At 34.6% G+C, this 17,708-nt stretch carries 16 protein-coding genes; 14 read left to right on the forward strand and 2 right to left on the reverse strand.

Annotation, left to right across the window (positions count from 1 at the left end; genetic code table 11):
* Position 1 precedes the first annotated feature (1 nt).
* The 13 genes from CDOM16190_RS08065 (at position 2) to CDOM16190_RS08125 (ending at position 13,442) form a co-directional block, all read left to right on the forward strand.
* The gene (locus CDOM16190_RS08065; protein WP_170019966.1) at positions 2 to 541 is read left to right on the forward strand and encodes a HyaD/HybD family hydrogenase maturation endopeptidase; all 540 of its coding nucleotides are present in this window, start codon (positions 2 to 4) and stop codon (positions 539 to 541) included.
* Positions 541 to 2,094: a hypothetical protein gene (locus CDOM16190_RS08070; RefSeq protein ID WP_170019968.1), complete on the forward strand. Its 1,554-nt coding sequence runs from the start codon at positions 541 to 543 to the stop codon at positions 2,092 to 2,094. Before CDOM16190_RS08065 ends, CDOM16190_RS08070 begins: the two co-directional genes overlap by 1 nt.
* The gene (hypF, locus tag CDOM16190_RS08075) at positions 2,072 to 4,306 is read left to right on the forward strand and encodes a carbamoyltransferase HypF (protein WP_170019970.1); all 2,235 of its coding nucleotides are present in this window, start codon (positions 2,072 to 2,074) and stop codon (positions 4,304 to 4,306) included. Before CDOM16190_RS08070 ends, hypF begins: the two co-directional genes overlap by 23 nt.
* A 46-nt stretch (positions 4,307 to 4,352) precedes the next feature.
* Positions 4,353 to 4,766 carry a nickel-responsive transcriptional regulator NikR gene (gene nikR, locus CDOM16190_RS08080; RefSeq protein WP_169974715.1) on the forward strand — a complete coding sequence of 138 codons (414 nt, stop codon included), beginning with the start codon at positions 4,353 to 4,355 and terminating at the stop codon, positions 4,764 to 4,766.
* A gap of 140 nt (positions 4,767 to 4,906) precedes the next feature.
* The gene (nhaA, locus tag CDOM16190_RS08085) at positions 4,907 to 6,091 is read left to right on the forward strand and encodes a Na+/H+ antiporter NhaA (RefSeq protein WP_170019972.1); all 1,185 of its coding nucleotides are present in this window, start codon (positions 4,907 to 4,909) and stop codon (positions 6,089 to 6,091) included.
* 3 nt (positions 6,092 to 6,094) lie between these two features.
* Entirely contained in the window at positions 6,095 to 7,354 is a 1,260-nt protein-coding gene (locus tag CDOM16190_RS08090; protein WP_170019974.1) for a DUF2157 domain-containing protein, read from the forward strand.
* On the forward strand, positions 7,344 to 7,820 hold the full coding sequence (locus tag CDOM16190_RS08095; protein WP_170019975.1) for a GDYXXLXY domain-containing protein: 477 nt from the start codon (positions 7,344 to 7,346) through the stop codon (positions 7,818 to 7,820). The genes CDOM16190_RS08090 and CDOM16190_RS08095 overlap by 11 nt, the downstream gene beginning before the upstream one ends.
* 73 nt (positions 7,821 to 7,893) lie before the next feature.
* On the forward strand, positions 7,894 to 8,703 hold the full coding sequence (gene hypB, locus CDOM16190_RS08100) for a hydrogenase nickel incorporation protein HypB (RefSeq protein ID WP_170019977.1): 810 nt from the start codon (positions 7,894 to 7,896) through the stop codon (positions 8,701 to 8,703).
* Complete coding sequence (locus CDOM16190_RS08105; RefSeq protein WP_170019979.1) at positions 8,703 to 8,990, forward strand: HypC/HybG/HupF family hydrogenase formation chaperone; 288 nt, start codon at positions 8,703 to 8,705, stop codon at positions 8,988 to 8,990. The genes hypB and CDOM16190_RS08105 overlap by 1 nt, the downstream gene beginning before the upstream one ends.
* Positions 8,987 to 10,078, forward strand: coding sequence for a hydrogenase formation protein HypD (gene hypD / locus CDOM16190_RS08110; protein WP_170019981.1), 1,092 nt, complete (start codon positions 8,987 to 8,989; stop codon positions 10,076 to 10,078). Before CDOM16190_RS08105 ends, hypD begins: the two co-directional genes overlap by 4 nt.
* Positions 10,079 to 10,095: 17 nt before the next feature.
* Positions 10,096 to 11,076: a hydrogenase expression/formation protein HypE gene (gene hypE, locus CDOM16190_RS08115; protein ID WP_170020047.1), complete on the forward strand. Its 981-nt coding sequence runs from the start codon at positions 10,096 to 10,098 to the stop codon at positions 11,074 to 11,076.
* Between the two features lie 8 nt (positions 11,077 to 11,084).
* Complete coding sequence (hypA, locus tag CDOM16190_RS08120; RefSeq protein WP_170019983.1) at positions 11,085 to 11,426, forward strand: hydrogenase maturation nickel metallochaperone HypA; 342 nt, start codon at positions 11,085 to 11,087, stop codon at positions 11,424 to 11,426.
* An 18-nt stretch (positions 11,427 to 11,444) separates the two neighbouring features.
* Complete coding sequence (locus CDOM16190_RS08125) at positions 11,445 to 13,442, forward strand: transporter-like protein (protein ID WP_170019985.1); 1,998 nt, start codon at positions 11,445 to 11,447, stop codon at positions 13,440 to 13,442.
* Between the two features lies 1 nt (position 13,443).
* On the opposite strand, the gene CDOM16190_RS08130 is transcribed toward CDOM16190_RS08125, so the two are convergent.
* Both CDOM16190_RS08130 and CDOM16190_RS08135 read right to left on the reverse strand, forming a co-directional pair.
* The gene (locus tag CDOM16190_RS08130; protein ID WP_170019987.1) at positions 13,444 to 14,211 is read right to left on the reverse strand and encodes a sulfite exporter TauE/SafE family protein; all 768 of its coding nucleotides are present in this window, start codon (positions 14,209 to 14,211) and stop codon (positions 13,444 to 13,446) included.
* Between the two features lie 34 nt (positions 14,212 to 14,245).
* Entirely contained in the window at positions 14,246 to 16,804 is a 2,559-nt protein-coding gene (locus tag CDOM16190_RS08135; protein WP_170019989.1) for a YhdP family protein, read from the reverse strand.
* On the opposite strand from CDOM16190_RS08135, the gene mltG reads away from it, so the two are divergent.
* Complete coding sequence (gene mltG, locus CDOM16190_RS08140) at positions 16,701 to 17,696, forward strand: endolytic transglycosylase MltG (RefSeq protein ID WP_170019991.1); 996 nt, start codon at positions 16,701 to 16,703, stop codon at positions 17,694 to 17,696. The two genes, CDOM16190_RS08135 and mltG, sit on opposite strands and share 104 nt — an antisense overlap.
* Positions 17,697 to 17,708: the final 12 nt, after the last annotated feature.

Below are 17,708 nucleotides of genomic sequence, written 5' to 3' on the forward strand. Positions count from 1 at the left end.
TATGAAGGTGCTCGTCCTTGGCATCGGTAATGTAATGTTCTCCGACGAAGGTGTCGGAGTTCATTTTAACGAAATGATAAAAAGAAACTACAAATTTACTCACGAAATCAACTCTTTAGAATTTGTTGACGGTGGCACCTTGGCGATAGCCTTAACTCCGATCATAGCTGAATTTGACTATCTTATAGTGGTTGATTGCATAAGCGCTGATGAATCAAGTATCGGCGATGTATATTTTTTCGACTACGAAGCGATGCCAAATCAAATTTCATGGGACGGCTCGGCGCATGAGGTTGAGATGCTTCAGACTCTTCAGCTTATGGATCTAGCCGGAGATATGCCAAAGACTAAAATTTTAGGCGTAGTTCCAAAGCGAATAGAACCTATGAGTTTTGAGCTCTCAAGTGAAATTCAAGCTAGCGTCAAAGTTATGGAAAAAACACTGCTAAAACACCTTGAAGAGCTTGGATTTAGCTATGAAAAAATCTCAAATTTAAATATAATAGACCTCGCAAACGAATACAAAAACAAAGGCATCTGATGATACTAGTTTATGAATTTGAGTATGCAAACTCAAATGAAAATTTGGCGTTTTTTCTAAATTTTTATGCTAAAAAAAGTGGATTTTCTTACGGCATAGAGCAAGAAGGTTTATATACAAGGCTTTATTTAGAAGGTGAGCAAGAGGAACTTTTAAAATTTTCTGATGAAATTTCAACTCTCATACCGCACTTTATATTTTTATCAAATTCTCGTGTTTTTGTAAGCGATGAGTTAAAAGGCGAGCAAAAAGAGTTTAAAAACACTCTTTCAAACATCACTCCAAAGATGATACAAAATTTTCATGAAGGCAACATTTCAGCTTGTGAAAACGAAATTTTTAGTGATGTTAAGCTGTTTAAAGATGATATTTTTGAAGCGGTTACAAAAGAAAATTTTAAAGAGATTTTGGATTTTGCGATTTTAAATTTTAAAAAAGGAGAAGGTTTAAAATTTAAAGATTTGGAGGGAAATTTTGAAATTTTAAACTTTGCTGAGTTAAACGGTAATTTTGATATCCTAATGCCTACCAAGCTTAAAAATTTGCCAAAAATTTTTATTTCCGATCAAAATTCGCAAATCGCTCTTGCAAGCTACGAAAAGCCTGTGGTGGAGCTTAAGACAAGCACTCTTTACAGACAAAACCACCCAAATGCGCCGCATTTTTTTGATGTAAAAGCTCCTAGGGACATATTTATCTACGCGCTTTGCGAAAGACTTTTTGAAGAGGGCGTAAATTTCGTCGCGCTTAAATGCGATAAAGAGCTTTTTAAAGCTACAGTTTTAGAAAACGAATACATATTTTCAAATGCTCAAATTTATTATAAAAATGGCTTTAGCGACTTCATAGAGGCTTCAAAGGATAAAAATTTAGCCAATTTCTATCTAAGTGCGGATGAATTGGGCATGAAAGATGAAAATAAACTTAAGGTTTTTTTAAGCAAATTTGAAGATGACGAGTTTAAAATTTATACTAAAAATAACGATTTTGAAGTGCTAAATTTACAAATTCCAAGCAGCTTTGAAGAGATTTTTGAAATGATATCAAAAGAGGAGGGCGGAGATAGGCTTGTGGCAAATTTTAGCGCAAATTTCCCTCTTGCAAGTGGAAGCATAAACACTCCAAATAGCTTTTTCTCGCTATTTTGCATAGTCGGTAAAATTTTTGGTTTTAATAACGATTTTAAAAAAGCGGGTGTTAAACTGCTTCAAAACGCGATGGATTTTAACGGTCCCAAGGGTCCAAGGCTTGATTTTAAGATGGCTTCAAAAACCGGCTTTGACATCGTTAAATTTGTAAGAAGCGGCATGAGCTTTCGCCTAGCCGGAGTTGATGATAAAATTTTAAGCTTTGGCTATCTTGAGTCGTTTGCGCATTTTATAGCCGATTTTTGCGATGTTTTAAGAGAGGATTTTGAGTTTAAGCACATCTTGCTGCAAGGCTCTTTGTTTGAGTGTAAGGTTCTTTCGAATTTGACGACAAAGCACTTAAGAGTAGGCGTTAGCGCAAAATTTAGCAAAGGACTTTCGCTTGAAGAGATGCGTAAAGTATGAAATTTCAGGTCTTGTTCAAGGGGTCGGATTTCGTCCTTTTGTCTATAATTTAGCTCTTAAATTCGCTCTTTTTGGCGAAGTATACAATGATGATGAAGGAGTTAAATTAACTCTTTATGGCGAAGATGAGGCGTTAGCCAAATTTGATAAAGCATTGATAGATGAGCTTCCAAGCCTAGCTAGAATTGATGAGATTTTAAAATTTGAACTTAGCGATGTTAAATTCCATGAGTTTAAGATAATTGCTTCAAAGTCCGCCAAAAAGCACGCTCCGATTTTGCCTGATTTTGCACTTTGTGTTGATTGCGAGCGAGAATTTTATGATCCTAAAAACCCGCGCTATCACTATCCTTTTATAAACTGCACTAACTGCGGACCTAGATTTTCCATCATCAAATCACTTCCGTATGATCGGATAAATACGACTATGAATGAGTTTAAGATGTGCGAGTTTTGCGAGGGTGAATATAAAGATCCAACCAATAGAAGGTATCACGCTCAGCCGATATCTTGCCCAAACTGCGGCCCGAGCCTAAGCCTAAAAGACAAATTTGGAAAAATCGTAACAGCCGGAAATGAAAGTGTAAAAACTGCCGCAGAGCTTATAAACGAGGGCAAAATTTTAGCTATCAAAGGGCTTGGTGGATTTCATCTGGTTTGTGACGCTACAAACGAGCAAGCCGTTAGCGAGCTTAGAGCCAGAAAGCATAGACCAAAAAAGCCCTTTGCTATCATGTGTAAAAATTTACAAAACGCTAAAAAGCATGCTTATATCTGCCCTGCCGAAGAGCAAATTTTAACCTCAAATTTAAAGCCGATAGTAGTACTTCAAAGCAGGACTGAATCAAATTTATCAAAGCAAATCGCACCAAATCTTAATAAAATAGGCATATTTTTGCCGTATACCGGCGTGCATCTTTTGCTGTTTGAATACCTAAAAAACGATATAGTGGCAACCTCTGCTAATATCTCAGGCGAGCCTATCATCTATAATGAGACTAGCTTACTTGAAAAGATGGGCGATGTGATTGATTATTATCTTGATAACAACCGAGAGATAGAGTCGCCAAGTGATGATAGCATCGTATTTGTCGTTGATGATGAGCCTGTTTTTTTGCGAACGAGTAGAGGGGTAAATCCTAAATTTTTGCATACAAATTTTAAAGATAAACGCACGATTTTAGCTGTCGCAGCGGAGCTAAAAAATCAATTTGCTATATACAAAGATGGTGAAGTGATGATAAGCCCTTATATAGGCGATCTTAAAAATGTAGCGACTTATGAGAGGTTTTGCTCTTTAATAGAGCTTTTTGAGCAGGTTTACGAGCTTAAATTTGACGAGATAGTAGCTGATTTACATCCGCATTTTTTAAATTTAAAATGGGCGAAAGAGTATGTCGCTAAAAATGGGGCTAAAATCACTCAAATTCAGCACCACTATGCTCATCTACTCTCGGTAATGTTTGAAAATAGTTTAGATCCCAATAAGGAGTATTTGGGCTTTTGTTTTGATGGTACCGGATATGGCGAAAAAGGCGATATCTGGGGCGGAGAAGTTATGAGATTAAGCGCTAAAGAGTATGAGAGAGTTTATAATTTTGATGAATTTTATCTAATAGGCGCCGAGAGCAGTATAAAAAATATATGGCAGATTTCATACTCAATTATATTAAAATATGATTTAGAAGAATTTGCTGAAGTTTTTTTGAGTCATTTTGATACAACAAAACTACAAAATCTAAAAAAGTTACATGAACGAAACTTAGGTGTTTTCACAACAAGTTCTCTTGGTCGTATTTTTGATGCTTTTGGAAGCATTATTTTGGGGCTTAAAACTGTTAGTTACGAAGGTGAAATCGGAATGGAACTTGAGGCTTTATATGACGAAAGTATACAAAAAAGCTATAAATTTGAACTGGATAATCAAAAAATAGTCTTTAAAGAGGCTTTCAAGTCGGCTCTAAAGGATGATAAAAAAACAGCCGCAACAGCTTTTATAAACGGACTTTGTGATATTGTAACCCAAATTGCTAAAATTGATAGTAGGGATGTTTTGCTTTCGGGTGGAGTGTTTCAAAATAGAGTTTTCTTAAGAAAAATAATTAATAGTTTTAAAAATAATAGTATAAAATATTATTTTAACAAAACTCATCCAATAAATGATTCTTCGATAGCTACGGGGCAATTATACTATTCATTAAACAACTTATAAGATTTAAGGTTCTATAATAGTATAGGATTCACTTAAGGAGGGCGATATGGACGAGATAATCAGATTTAGTGTTTCCTTGCCGAAGCAGTTGTTAGATGAACTTGACAAGAAGGTAAGCTCACAAGGCTATGCATCAAGGAGCGAATTCACGCGTGACTTGATTCGAGAAAAGATTATCAGCGATAGTTGGAAAAATGCTGATGAGGATTTGATAGGAGTTTTGACGCTGATTTATACTCATCATCAAAACGATTTAGTAGTTAAAATGATGAATATAGAGCATGATGCCTGTGTGGAGATAACATGCACAACTCATATACATATAGATCATTATAATTGTCTGGAGACTCTTATTTTGCGCGGGAAAGCGGCGCAGATAGAGGAATTTTCAGCTAAAATAGCAGGGCTTAAAGGAGTGAAATTTGCAAAACTCACTAAAGCGGCTGTTCCAAGCTCGTAGATTTTAGATTGGTTGGCGGGCAAATTTAAGATTGCCCGCCTAAAAAAGTTATTATTTTTTATTCAGTATTTATCAACTTCTTGCTAAAATCGTTCATATCCTACTAAATTTTTATTCCATTTAAAAGGTTCTTATAATTTATGAAGCACTTCTCTTTTAAAAAATTTGTCGAACATGAGGCTAGCTCCGGAATCTTACTGATTTTTGCCGCTATTATCGCAATGATATTTCAAAATGGTGTTTTAAGTGAGTTTTATAACTCATTTTTACGTATAAATGCAGGTTTTATTTTTGATGAGCTTGATATCCAAAAGCCCCTTATTTTATGGGTAAATGACGGTCTTATGTCGATATTTTTCTTTCTTTTGGGGCTTGAGTTAAAGCGTGAACTTATAGAGGGAGAGCTTAGAAATTTCTCTCAAGTAATTTTGCCAGTAATCGGAGCTATAGGTGGCATTGTGATACCTGCTCTTATATTTTATCTTTTTAATCATTCGGATTCTTTTGCCATAAAGGGCTGGGCGATACCGACTGCCACTGATACGGCTTTTGCACTTGGTATTATTATGATACTTGGCAGGAGAGTGCCTGCTAGCCTTAAAATTTTCTTGGTTACTATGGCTATTATAGATGATGTTTGCGCAATTTTAATCATGGCAATTTTTTATAGTGGCAATTTATCTATGGTCTCTATCGGTATTGCAGGTGTTGTATTGTTGGGACTTCTTGCATTAAATTTACTCAATGTAAACAAAAAAGCACTATATCTGATTTTGGGCATTATTCTTTGGATAAGTGTTTTAAAATCCGGAGTGCATGCGACTTTAGCAGGTGTTGTATCGGCATTTTTTATACCGCTTAAATTTAAAAATAGCGATAGATCGATGCTTAAAGAGATTGAGCATGATCTGCATGGATATATAGCATTTTTTGTCTTGCCTGTGTTTGCCTTTGTAAATGCAGGAATTTCATTAAATGGAATTGGTGTAGAGCAGATATTTCATCCTGTATCGGTAGGTGTAATTGCAGGTCTTTTTATAGGCAAACAGCTTGGGGTTTTTGGATTTTGCTTTATCGCCATAAAACTTGGCATAGCAAAACTTCCGAAATATTCTAATACGCTTCAATTTTACGGACTTTGTATATTAACAGGTATCGGATTTACTATGAGTTTATTTATCAACTCTCTTTCTTATCACGACACTCAGCAGTTTGCATATGCCGATAAACTTGCGATATTAATAGCATCTTTGATATCAGGAATCGTGGGATATGCGGTTTTATATTTTGCTGGTCGCCATAGAATAATAAGATGTGTAGAGTAATTAATGATTTTATTAAATAAGAATTTTTTAGCAAATGAGCTTGCAAAGTGGCGTAATGAAGGGCTGATAGATAGAGTAACTTCAGAAAAAATAGCAGCTAGATATGATATAGATTTGCAAAATATTGGCGATAAAAAAAACTTTATTTTAAAGCTTGTGGCGTATTTATTTTTGGCTCTTTCGTTGATTACTCTTGTGGGAGCCAATTGGGAAGAGATGCCGAGATATGTAAGACTTTTAATCATTATAAGCATTTTGGCTTTTGTAAATTTAAGTGCGCTTTTTATGCTAAAAAAGGGTAGAGAATCTACGGCTATCAGCTTATTTTTCTTAGGAAATTTTTGCTACGGAATAGCTATAGTATTGATAGCTCAAATTTATCATTTAGGTGAACATATGCCAAATGGAGTATTATTGTGGGCTGTTGGCGCATTTGTACTCTCAATATCTACTAAAAAATCCATTTTAATTACTCAGAGTTTAGCAATAGCCCTTCTTTGGTTCATTATGGATATCGAACTTAGAGTCTCGCATGAGTTTTTGATCTTTATAGCAATATCTTTTTATATGCTTTTAAAAGATGAATCAAAGGCGCTTACTGTGATGCTTTTTATATCTATTTTTGTCTATATTATTTGTAATATGGCAAATTTAAGCTCTTTTGAATTTTCTCAATTTATGTGGTATATAACTATAAATCAAATCGTCTTAATAGGACTTTCATACTCGCTTTTTGGTATCTCTTTATCGCTTGTGGCTCAAAAATTTAATAAGATTAAGATAGCTGTTGCATTAAGATGGATATCTTTGATTACTGGCATAGCCATACTTCTTTTTGCTATGTCTTTTATTAGCCATAGAAATTATGACTATATAGATCTAAATAACTCACTTGCTTTTTATGGCAGGATTTATGGTGTTTTACATATCGTTTTTGCCACATTTTCCTTAATTATTTTAGCCCAATTTAAAAGGTATTACGTAGCTATTCTTGCTCTGTTTTTATTGATTCTGCCTTTTGGTGTCGGATATTTTTTTGAGTATTCAAACGCTATATATTCCATACTAAGTGTTATAACCGGAGCCGTGCTCATAAAGCAAGATTATTTTAAGCTAGGATTATCAACTATCTTTATAGTTGCCAATGTGAGATATTTTGATCTAATAGGCGATTATATAGGCGCAAGTTTACTGTTTTTGCTATTTGCGGTAATAGTACTTGTGGTTTCTAGAAATAAAAAGGCTATAAAAAATGAGAGTTAAAATTTTAATATCCGCCATTATTTTTCAAATTTTAAGCCTAATTGCAATGCTTGCTTACGCCTATGTTCCTATTTATTTTGGCAAAGAAATTAAAGTTGATGTAACTCTTTATGATCCAAGGGATTTACTAAGAGGAAATTATGTGAGTCTGAACTATGATTTTTCGGCTTTGCCGATTAAATACGCAGACCTTCAAAAGCCAGGAACTAAAATTTATCTAGCACTAAAAGATATAAATGGTACATATGTAAAAGATGAATACAGCTTTGTAAAGCCTAAAAATCAAATATTTTTAACCGGAAGAATTTACGGAAATAGGGCAAAATTTGGAATAGAGGCATTTTTTATGCCTGTTGATAAAGCCTTACAAATAGAGAGGGATATCCGCCAAAAAGGCGCTTGGGCAATCTTATCGGTAATGGATAATGGTAGCGCAAGGATAAAAGAGATAGTTTTAAAAGAGTAAAAGATAAAAATAAGCCAAATTTTAATTTAAATCAGTAGTATTGTTATTTTGAAAACACAAAAAAGGATATAACATGTGCAAAGATTGTGGATGTTCACTAGGCGGACATAATCATACTCATACCCATGCTGACGGAACGACTCACTCTCATACGCATGATCATGGTAGCGATCATGGACATAATGCCTATCATGAGCATACTCATGAAGCTCATGCTCACCCTGTGCTTGGCGAGACAAAGACAATTGAAGTAATTGCTAAAATTTTATCTGAAAACGACAAAGAGGCGCAGCACAATAGAGATCATTTGGATGAGCATGGAATTTTATGTATAAATTTAATGAGTAGTCCAGGTGCTGGCAAAACCACTCTTCTTGAAGCCACTATAAAGAGTGATAAATTTAAGATCGGTGTTGTTGAGGGTGACTTAGAGACAAACCAAGATGCCGATAGGATATTAAAAGCTGGAGCCAAAGCTCATCAGATCACAACCGGGCAAACCTGTCATTTGGATGCTTTTATGGTTCATGAAGGTCTTCATCATCTGCCTTTAAACGATCTTGATCTGGTTTTTATAGAAAATGTTGGAAATTTAGTCTGCCCTGCAAGCTATGATGTGGGTTCACACTTAAATGTTGTGCTTATCTCGGTTCCTGAAGGAAGCGATAAAGTAAGCAAATATCCTGTTATGTTTCGCTCGGCAGATCTTGTAATTATTACTAAAATTTCATTGCTTCCTCATTTTGATTTTGATGTAAAAAAGGTTATTAGTGACGCTAGAAAACTCAATCCAAAAGTAGATATTATCGAGCTTGATAGCAAAACAGGTCAAGGCGTTGATAGATGGATAAACTATTTGCAATTTAAAAAGGAGTTTAGATAATGTGCCTTTCTATTCCATCAAAAGTCCTTGAGATAGATGAGAATAACGTCGCATTGGTTGAGACTTTGGGCGTAACTAGACGTGTGAGCTTAGATCTAATATCCGATACTGTTAAAGTGGGCGAATATGTGCTAATTCATGTTGGATATGCAATGGAAAAAATTGATACTAAGTTCGCACTTGAAAGCTTAGAAATTTATAAAAAAATCGCCGAAGATATGGCTAGTGGCGAGATAGATGAGGATGAGGGTGATATGGGTTTAAGTGCTATGAGTGAGAAAAGATGACTCTAATCAATGAATTTAGAGATAAAGATCTGATTTTAGCTCTTAGCGAACTTATTAAAAGAGAGAGTGTAAAGCCTCTAAATATCATGGAAATTTGCGGAGGACACACTCATAGTATTATGAAATTTGGTCTTACTGGGCTTGTGGGAGAGAAAATAAACTTCATACATGGTCCAGGCTGTCCTGTGTGCATAATGCCTAAGAGCAGGATAGATGAGGCTATCAAGCTTGCTTCTAGAGATGACGTGATACTATGCACGCTAGCAGATATGCTTAGGGTTCCTGGCTCAAATACAAGCCTTCAAAAGCTTAGAGCTGAGGGCGCTGATATCAGAGCGCTGTATAGCCCGCTTGATTGTATAAGGATAGCTCAGGAAAATTTGAGCAAAAATATTATATTTTTTGCAATCGGTTTTGAGACCACCACTCCAATGACTGCTAGTCTAATGCAAAAAAAAGTAGAGATGGGCATCAAAAATTTATTTTTCCATATAAATCATGTAACAGTTCCAGCTCCTGTAAGAGCGATAATGGACGATGAGAGCGTGAAGATAGATGCCTTTTTGGGTCCAAGCCACGTAAGCGTGATAACCGGATATGAAATTTATGAGGATATCGCAAAAGATTATAAAAGACCGATAGCTGTTAGCGGATTTGAACCGCTTGACATTATGGATTCAGTATTAAATTTAGTGCGTCAGCAAAATGCCGGTACACACGAGGTATATAACGAATATGCAAGAGTTGTAAGCAGAAGCGGAAATTTAAAGGCGAAAGAGCTGATAGGTAGATATTTTGAACCCTGTGATTTTAACTGGCGCGGACTTGGAGTGATAAAAGATAGCGGAATGAAGATACGCCAAGAATTTAGCTATCTTGACGCTAGAATCAAATTTGACTGTGAGGTTAATAGCAAAGCCGAGAGCAAGGCCTGTATATGTGGAGAAATTTTACGCGGGCGAGCAAAGCCATATGATTGTAAAATTTTTGGCAAGGCTTGTACGCCAAAAAATCCTATCGGTTCATGTATGGTCTCAAGCGAAGGAGCCTGCGCGGCATATTTTAAATACGCAAAGGAAGCGATTTGAGTAAAGATAGCAAGATAATGCTCAGTCACGGCGGTGGCGGAGAGGAGATGAATTCTCTTATAAATGATCTGATTTTTAAAATTTTTGATAATGAAATTTTAAGCCAATCAAATGACTCTGCGCTATTAAATTTAAGCGGAAAATTAGCATTTAGCACAGATAGCTTTGTAGTAACTCCAATATTTTTTAACGGCGGAGATATAGGCAAGATAGCGGCTTGTGGTACTATAAACGATCTTGCGATGGTAGGAGCTAGAGCTAAATATTTAAGCTGTGCGCTTATCATTGAAGAGGGTTTTGAGATAGATAAGCTTGAACGAGTTCTGACATCTATTGCTAATATTTGCAAAATCTGTGGTGTTAAAGTAGTTTGCGGAGATACCAAGGTAGTTCCTAAAGGAAAATGCGATGGAATTTTTATAAATACTTCCGGCATTGGAGAGCTTATAGATGAGCCTGTAGGGTTAAATGGATTAAAACATGGAGCAAAAATACTTCTTTCAGGCGACATTGGAAGGCATGGAGCAGTTGTTCTTGCCAATAGGGAGGAATTAAGCCTAGGAGGAGATCTTAAAAGCGATTGTAAGAGCTTAAAAGAGATAGTTGAAGAGCTATTTAATGCCGGCATAAAGCCATTATCTATGCGAGATGCCACCAGAGGCGGACTAAGTGCGGTTTTAAACGAGTGGGCCAAATTTTCTAAATTTGACATATTGATAAAAGATGAATTTATAAAAGTTAGCGACGAAGTAGCTGGAGTTTGCGAACTGTTTGGATTTGAACCTTATGAGCTTGCCAATGAGGGCACCTTTGTGCTGGCTGTAGATGCTAAAGACGAAGAGAAGGCTCTGAAGGTTTTAAGAAAATTTGATGCAAACGCAAATTCTGTAGGAGAAATTTTAAAAGATCAAAACTCAAGAGTAATACTTCAAAACATATACGGCTCAAAAAGACTGCTAGAGGCTCCCAAAGGCGAGCTTTTGCCTAGAATTTGCTAGGAAATGCGATGCACGAATTAAGTATAGTTCAAGATCTAGTAAGGCTCTGCGAACAAAATGCAGCTAAACAAAATGCAAAAGAAATTATAAAAATAGAGATAAAAGTAGGGCGCCTAAGCGGAGTTGAACCACACTATCTGCAAAGCGCCTTTGATGTATATAAAAATGAGACCATCTGCTCAAACGCCAAGCTTGTAATAAATGTACAAAATATAGTCATAGAGTGCAATCAGTGCGGACTAAATACGCAATTAGGAGAAAATGACTTCACCTGCCCAAAATGTGGCAGTCAAGATTTAAGAGTGATAGACGGAGAGGATATGTATCTGATGCGTCTTGAGATGAGATAGGTTTTTAAGGCGAGATGATTGAAAAACACCAAAGATATAAATGTAGAATTTGAAAAATTATTAAAAGATATAGAGATTGAAGAGACTGATGTAGTAGCTAAGCTAAAAAAATTAGTAGATTTTATTAGGCCTGAAAATTTAGAAAATATTGATTTAACAGAATCAAAAATAAATGTGCTTATAGAGTTTTTTAATCAAAAAAGCGAAATTTCAAACCAAATTTCTGATGAAGTAAATCTATTTTTCATAAAATTAAAGTTATCAAACAATATCAGTAAATTTGGCATCTTGTCAAAAAACGGCTTTGGATATGAGATAAAAGAGAGGTTTTATAATAAATTTCTTCCAAATCCTCCAAATAAAGGCGAGTTAAGATATCTTTTTGCTACTCTTTTTAAAAATAGTGATGATCACAAATGGATTTGCAATATAGATGATGAAAAATGGATAGAGCTATTTTCGTCTATTTTTTCAAATTCGACTCATATACACTCCACCAAGAAACATCTTTTTCATGAGCTATTATACGCTATGGAGATACTATCCATAAGGATAGCTTCAGAGGAGTTTGATCATAACTTCATCAGGCTTGATAATACAATATTAAACAGAGACTCCGCATTTATAGCGCTTCAAAGGGATGTGGCAAAATTTGTTAGCAAGATGCAAGATTATCATATAGAGATAAGCTCTACAAAGCTTGATTTAAAGCATTTGGAAGTTCTTATAGAGCAGTGTAAAAATCAGATTGACAAATTTAAGAAAAAATCTGTAAATTTAGGAATTTCTATCGCGGTCACATATGAGCTTGAACGTTTGGTTCAGATTATAAAACGAATAGAAAATATCATAGAGCTTATTAAAAAATTTGATACAAAAGAGTCAAATATAGTTTTTATTAAGTTTTTTAAAGAGTCTGTCAAAAGAAACTCCACTAGAAATTCTCTCAGCGAGGTATATAGACAAAGCAGTCGCATAGTAGCCAAAAGTATTACAAACAATATTAGCGAGCATGGCGAGCACTATACGGTTGATAATAAAAAAGAGTATTTTAAAATGTTTTTAAAATCAGCCGGAGCTGGAGTAATAATAGCATTTATGGCTCTACTAAAAATCAATATAGTTCAGTCTGACTTTTCATTTGTAACGCAAACTATCCTAATAGGATTAAATTATGGCCTTGGCTTTGTGATAATTAGCCTGATAGGCTTTACTGTAGCTACCAAGCAGCCTGCGATGACGGCTTCTACCTTTGCCAAAGAAGTTGAAAAAGAAGAAGATAATATGGCAAATCAAGATAAGCTTATAGGGCTTATATTTAAGGTTAGCAGATCTCAATTCGCCTCTGTTGTAGGCAATGTAAGCTTAGCACTGCTGACATCGTTTTTGGTTGCATATTTTGTCATAAAGGGTAGTGGGGCTATTTTAAATCCTAGTGAGGCTTCTTATTATCTAAAAAATTTAGAGCCTTTTGCCCCTCTTTTCTTTGCAGCGATAGCCGGAGTTTGGCTATTTTGTTCAGGGCTAATATCTGGATATTTTGATAATAGAGCGGATTGCCTGGAGCTTAAAGAGAGACTTTATCACCATCCTTGGCTAAAAAAGGCGCTTAGCGATGATAAAAGGCTTAAGCTGGCAGAGTATATCCATGATCATCACGGAACAGTGGCTGGAAATTTTTTCTTTGGTATTCTTTTGGGTATTACGCCTCTTATAGGTAATATCTTAAATTTGCCTCTAGATATTGCTCACGTGGCTTTTTCTAGTGCAAATTTAGGCTACGCATCTACTCATTTGCAAATATCTTATTATGATTTTTTGTATTACTTAGCTTGCGTATTTTTAATAGGTTCAATTAATCTTTTAGTAAGCTTCGCTCTGGCTCTCAAGGTCTCTTTAATCTCAAGAGATACAAACATAGGAAATCTCTTTTCTTTCTTAAAAAAGCTTTTAAAACAGATGTTAAAGCGTCCTCATGAGTTGATTTTTCCTTTTAAAAATAGATTGGATGAGTAGCTTATAAAACCCCAGCCATCATAGATAGTGCTATAAAAACCAAAAGCATAGATATTATTATCTTGATAAAACCTATAGTGACTTTTTTAATAAGTTTTGCACCAAAAAATGAACCTATAAATGCAAAAACCGTTGCCATAAGAGCCAAATATAAATTTTCATCTATACTGGAAAAATTTGTGCCATATACCATAAGCCTTGAGATATCAACCATAATGGCAATAAATATGCCTGTGGCTACAAACTGCTCCTTTGGCATTTTACATTTTATTAAAAACATACTTCTAAAAGCACCTTGATGCCCAGATAGTCCTCCAAAAAATCCGCTTATAATTCCTCCCAATGGCAGAAATTTAGGCTCAAATTTGATATTTTTAAACTGAGGCATAATATCTATAAATACAAATATCAATATCAAAAATCCTATGATAAATTTTATAGTATCAACTTGAAAATTCATATCAAAAATTTGGTAATTAAAAAGAATTTTTGCGCTACCTAAGGCTTTTAGCGTTAAAGCTCCGATAAACGAAAATATCATGGCTAAAATTCCAAATCTTAGCAATATATCTTTGTTTATAGAGCGAGCAAACAAAGCTCCTTTGAATATATTATTGCCAAAATGCACTATAGCCGTTATCGTTACCGCTACATCCACCGGAAAGAATATCGCCATAACCGGCATTAGCAGTGTGCCAAGTCCGAAACCTGAAAATAGAGTAAACAAAGACGCTATAAAGGCGGCTAGACTAATTATTATAATTTCCAACAAAACTCCTATACATAAAATTATATGTAAAATTTTACTCAAATATCAAAAATGGTGCTTCTAACACATTTCTTATTATCTTAAGCGGCGACATTAGGGTATCTGCCAAAACCTGAGTAGAGTATTTAGGTTTATCAAGTGTTCCGCGCACCTTAATTACGGTTGAAAGCCTGCGATCTTTGCCTAGAATTATCTGATTTACTATCGGGATTGAGCCGATTATCGAGCTTGCGTCCTTTAAAAGCCTTAGCTCCAAATCCACATCTATCTCTTTGGTCGCTAAATTTATAGTCCCGCGGCCACCTATATCTGCGCTTGAGCCATCCAGCTCTATAGCTATAATATTTAGCAAGTCTCCTTTTTTTTCAAATAAAATTTTACCAAATTTTACAGGAAAGCCTTTTTCGGTAAAGTCCGGAGTCTTAAAGATGATTAAAGACGGAACAGAGTTTAGAAATGTCAGTAATTGATTGTAGAATGTATAGCTCTTTAAATTTGCGCCATGCAGCCTTATTTCACCCTTTAAATCATCGGTACTATTTCCGACTATCCTTAGCTTAAAAAATCCACCTTCAAAGCTATCCATGCCAAAAAGGTTGTTTACAAAATCTCCCGTGATATCGTTTGCAAACATATTAAATTTTTTATCACTTTGTATTATGCTGACGTTTCCGCTTTGAGGTCTTGCATTAAATTGAATTTTGTCTTTGACAATACTTCCATTATAGCTTAAAAACTTTAGAGTGCGATTCAGATCTGATATAAATAGATCTGAATTTAATCCGTCAAACTCTAAATTTTTGTTTTTACCGCTACCTTTATCGCTTAAAATTACCTCATTATCTATAACCAAATCCATATTTTTTATATGAACTTCGGTTTTTTTATCTTTGATGTTAATATTTAGATTATTGCTGAGGCTATTTGCAGTTATTAAATTCTCGCCTATCTTTATGTCAAAGCCGTCACTATCGTATTTTGAGCCGTCTTTATTTAAAAATGGCATATTGAATTTCGCATTTCTTAGGCTAATTTCAAAATCATCGAAATTTTTTGTTTTTAATGTGAAGTTTCCACTATTTAATCCAATCTGCTTAATTAAAGGCGAATAATCATAAATTTTTGAAATATCATCTATTCTTATTGTGTTTTCATCTCCGAAACTTAACTGCATTCTTGGATCAAGGATATCAAAAAGCACATCTTTCTTTCTAAAGTCAAGAGAGGCGTTTAGTGGCAAGTTTTTTAATTTTACTATCTCCTCGCCATCAAAACTTAAATCAAATTTATTGATAGTGCCGTTAATATCGCCTTTTTCTTTGGTTGCATCTATGGCTACTTTAATATCCCCCTTAAAAAAATCCATTCCGCTATCTTTGGCATCTACGATTATTTTATCATCTCTTATCTCTACTATCGCCTCTTTTACATTAAACATTGCGCCAGCTATATCAATCTTGCTATCTTTTGCTTTAAATTTGCCATTTGGCGTTACTTTAAGCGGATCAAATTTAATATCAATGCTTATTTTTCCTACATTTCTACCGCTTTTTTGTTCTATCGGCACATTTATATCATAAGCTTTTAGTATAGAATTAACCGCTTTATCGTAGATTGAGTTTGTTTGTAAATTTAAAATTAGTCCGGCATTTTTCTCATCAAAAATTTTATAAATTTCTAAATTTGATCCGTTTAGATTCTTTCCATTCCATCTTGGTTTTTTAAGCTTAAAATAAAGCGTCTCGTTTTTTAGCTCTATATCGGCTTCTTCAACAATTGCAGCAGGCAAGCTATCTTCGAATTTGACCTTTAGATTTTTAGAAACTCCTTTGGCACTAAGTTCATTTAAGAAGAAATTTTGAGTTTTTAGATCAACTTTTCCGCTTAGATTATGCACAAAATAGTTATCCGCTACAATGTAGCCGTATATCCAATTTTTAACATCTTCGTTTAGATTTAGCTTGACATCAAGCTCGTGCATAAAGCTTTTTAGACTGCTTGCGTTTATGTCGCTTACATCGTAGTTTATAATCTCATTTTCAAGGTGAAATTTCATCTTTCCGTCGAGTTCATGGCTTACGAAGGTGCCGTTAAAATCATATATATTATGTCTTATATCGGCATTTGATGTCCCGCTTAGATTTATGTCAAAATCCTTAAAAGCAAGGTTGTAAACATCTATAAACAGCCCATTTTCTTGGCTTGTAAATGTGGTATCAAGAGTTAGATAAGCGGTATCGACATGAAAGGCGTTTTCATAAAACAGCACAGTTAATTCGTTATCTTCAAACTCAATATTTTCTAAAATAATCTCACTAAACAGCCTATCAACCCATACTATATTATTAGTAAGGCTTAAAAAATCTTCGTTTGAGCTATCCTTGTGGCTTGTTTTTGGAATTTTTAATTTTTGAGCCCTTAAAATAAGTTTTTTATCAAGTTTTATATATAATTTCTCTATTTTAAAATCGTTAAAACTTATATTTTCGATGCTGATACCATGCTTTAACGTAACTATAAGGATTGTAAAAAATATGATAAAAAATAGCAGAATATGCCAAATTTTTTTAATTGCCTGTGAGATAATAATCATTTTTTTCCTAAGCTTTTTGGTCTATCTTAGTAGGCCTATAGCTACCGATAGCGTAATTTACCTGCCAAAAGGGACAGTCGGAGAAATTATAACATATCTAAAACAAAGAAATTCTAACATAATCAACATAGATAAATACATTTTGGCCACACTTGGACATCCGCAATCAGGCTGGGTGGATATCAAAAAACAGAGCTTAAGCAAATTTGATTTTCTATACGCTCTTACTACAGCCAAGGCTGCAATGAGCGAGATAACCTTAATACCTGGAGAAACCACGGCTATATTTTTACAAGATATGGCTAAAAGCTTAAATTTAAATGAGCAAATTTTAAATGAAATTTATGATAAAGTCGCACCTTTTGGTGATGGATTTTTTATTCCGGAAACTTACAAGATACCGATTGGAATAAGAGAGAAGCAGCTCATAAATCATTTAGCGAATCTATCAAAAAAACGTCATCAAGAGCTTTCTATTGAGCTACTTGGAAAATTTGATCAAAAAGAGTGGCAAAAATATCTAATAATAGCATCCATCATACAAAAAGAGGCTGCGGATGAGAGTGAAATGCCAATAGTAAGTTCCGTGATATATAACCGCCTTAAAAAAGGAATGAAGCTGCAGATGGACGGAACTTTAAATTACGGACTTTACTCTCACGAGACAATTACGGCCAAAAGAATAAGAGAGGATATGAGTAAATTTAATACATATTTACATGACGGGCTGCCACCAAGTCCTATATGTAGCGTATCTTTGGCTGCGATAAAGGCTGCTGTAAATCCAGAAGAGAGCGAGTTTTTATACTTTGTTAGAGATAAAAAAACAATGAAGCATAAATTTAGCAAAACATACCAAGAACACAGCAGAATAATCGATATGCAAAGATAAAAATCAAAAGAA

Source organism: Campylobacter sp. RM16190 (assembly GCF_012978835.1).
Taxonomy (GTDB): domain Bacteria; phylum Campylobacterota; class Campylobacteria; order Campylobacterales; family Campylobacteraceae; genus Campylobacter_A.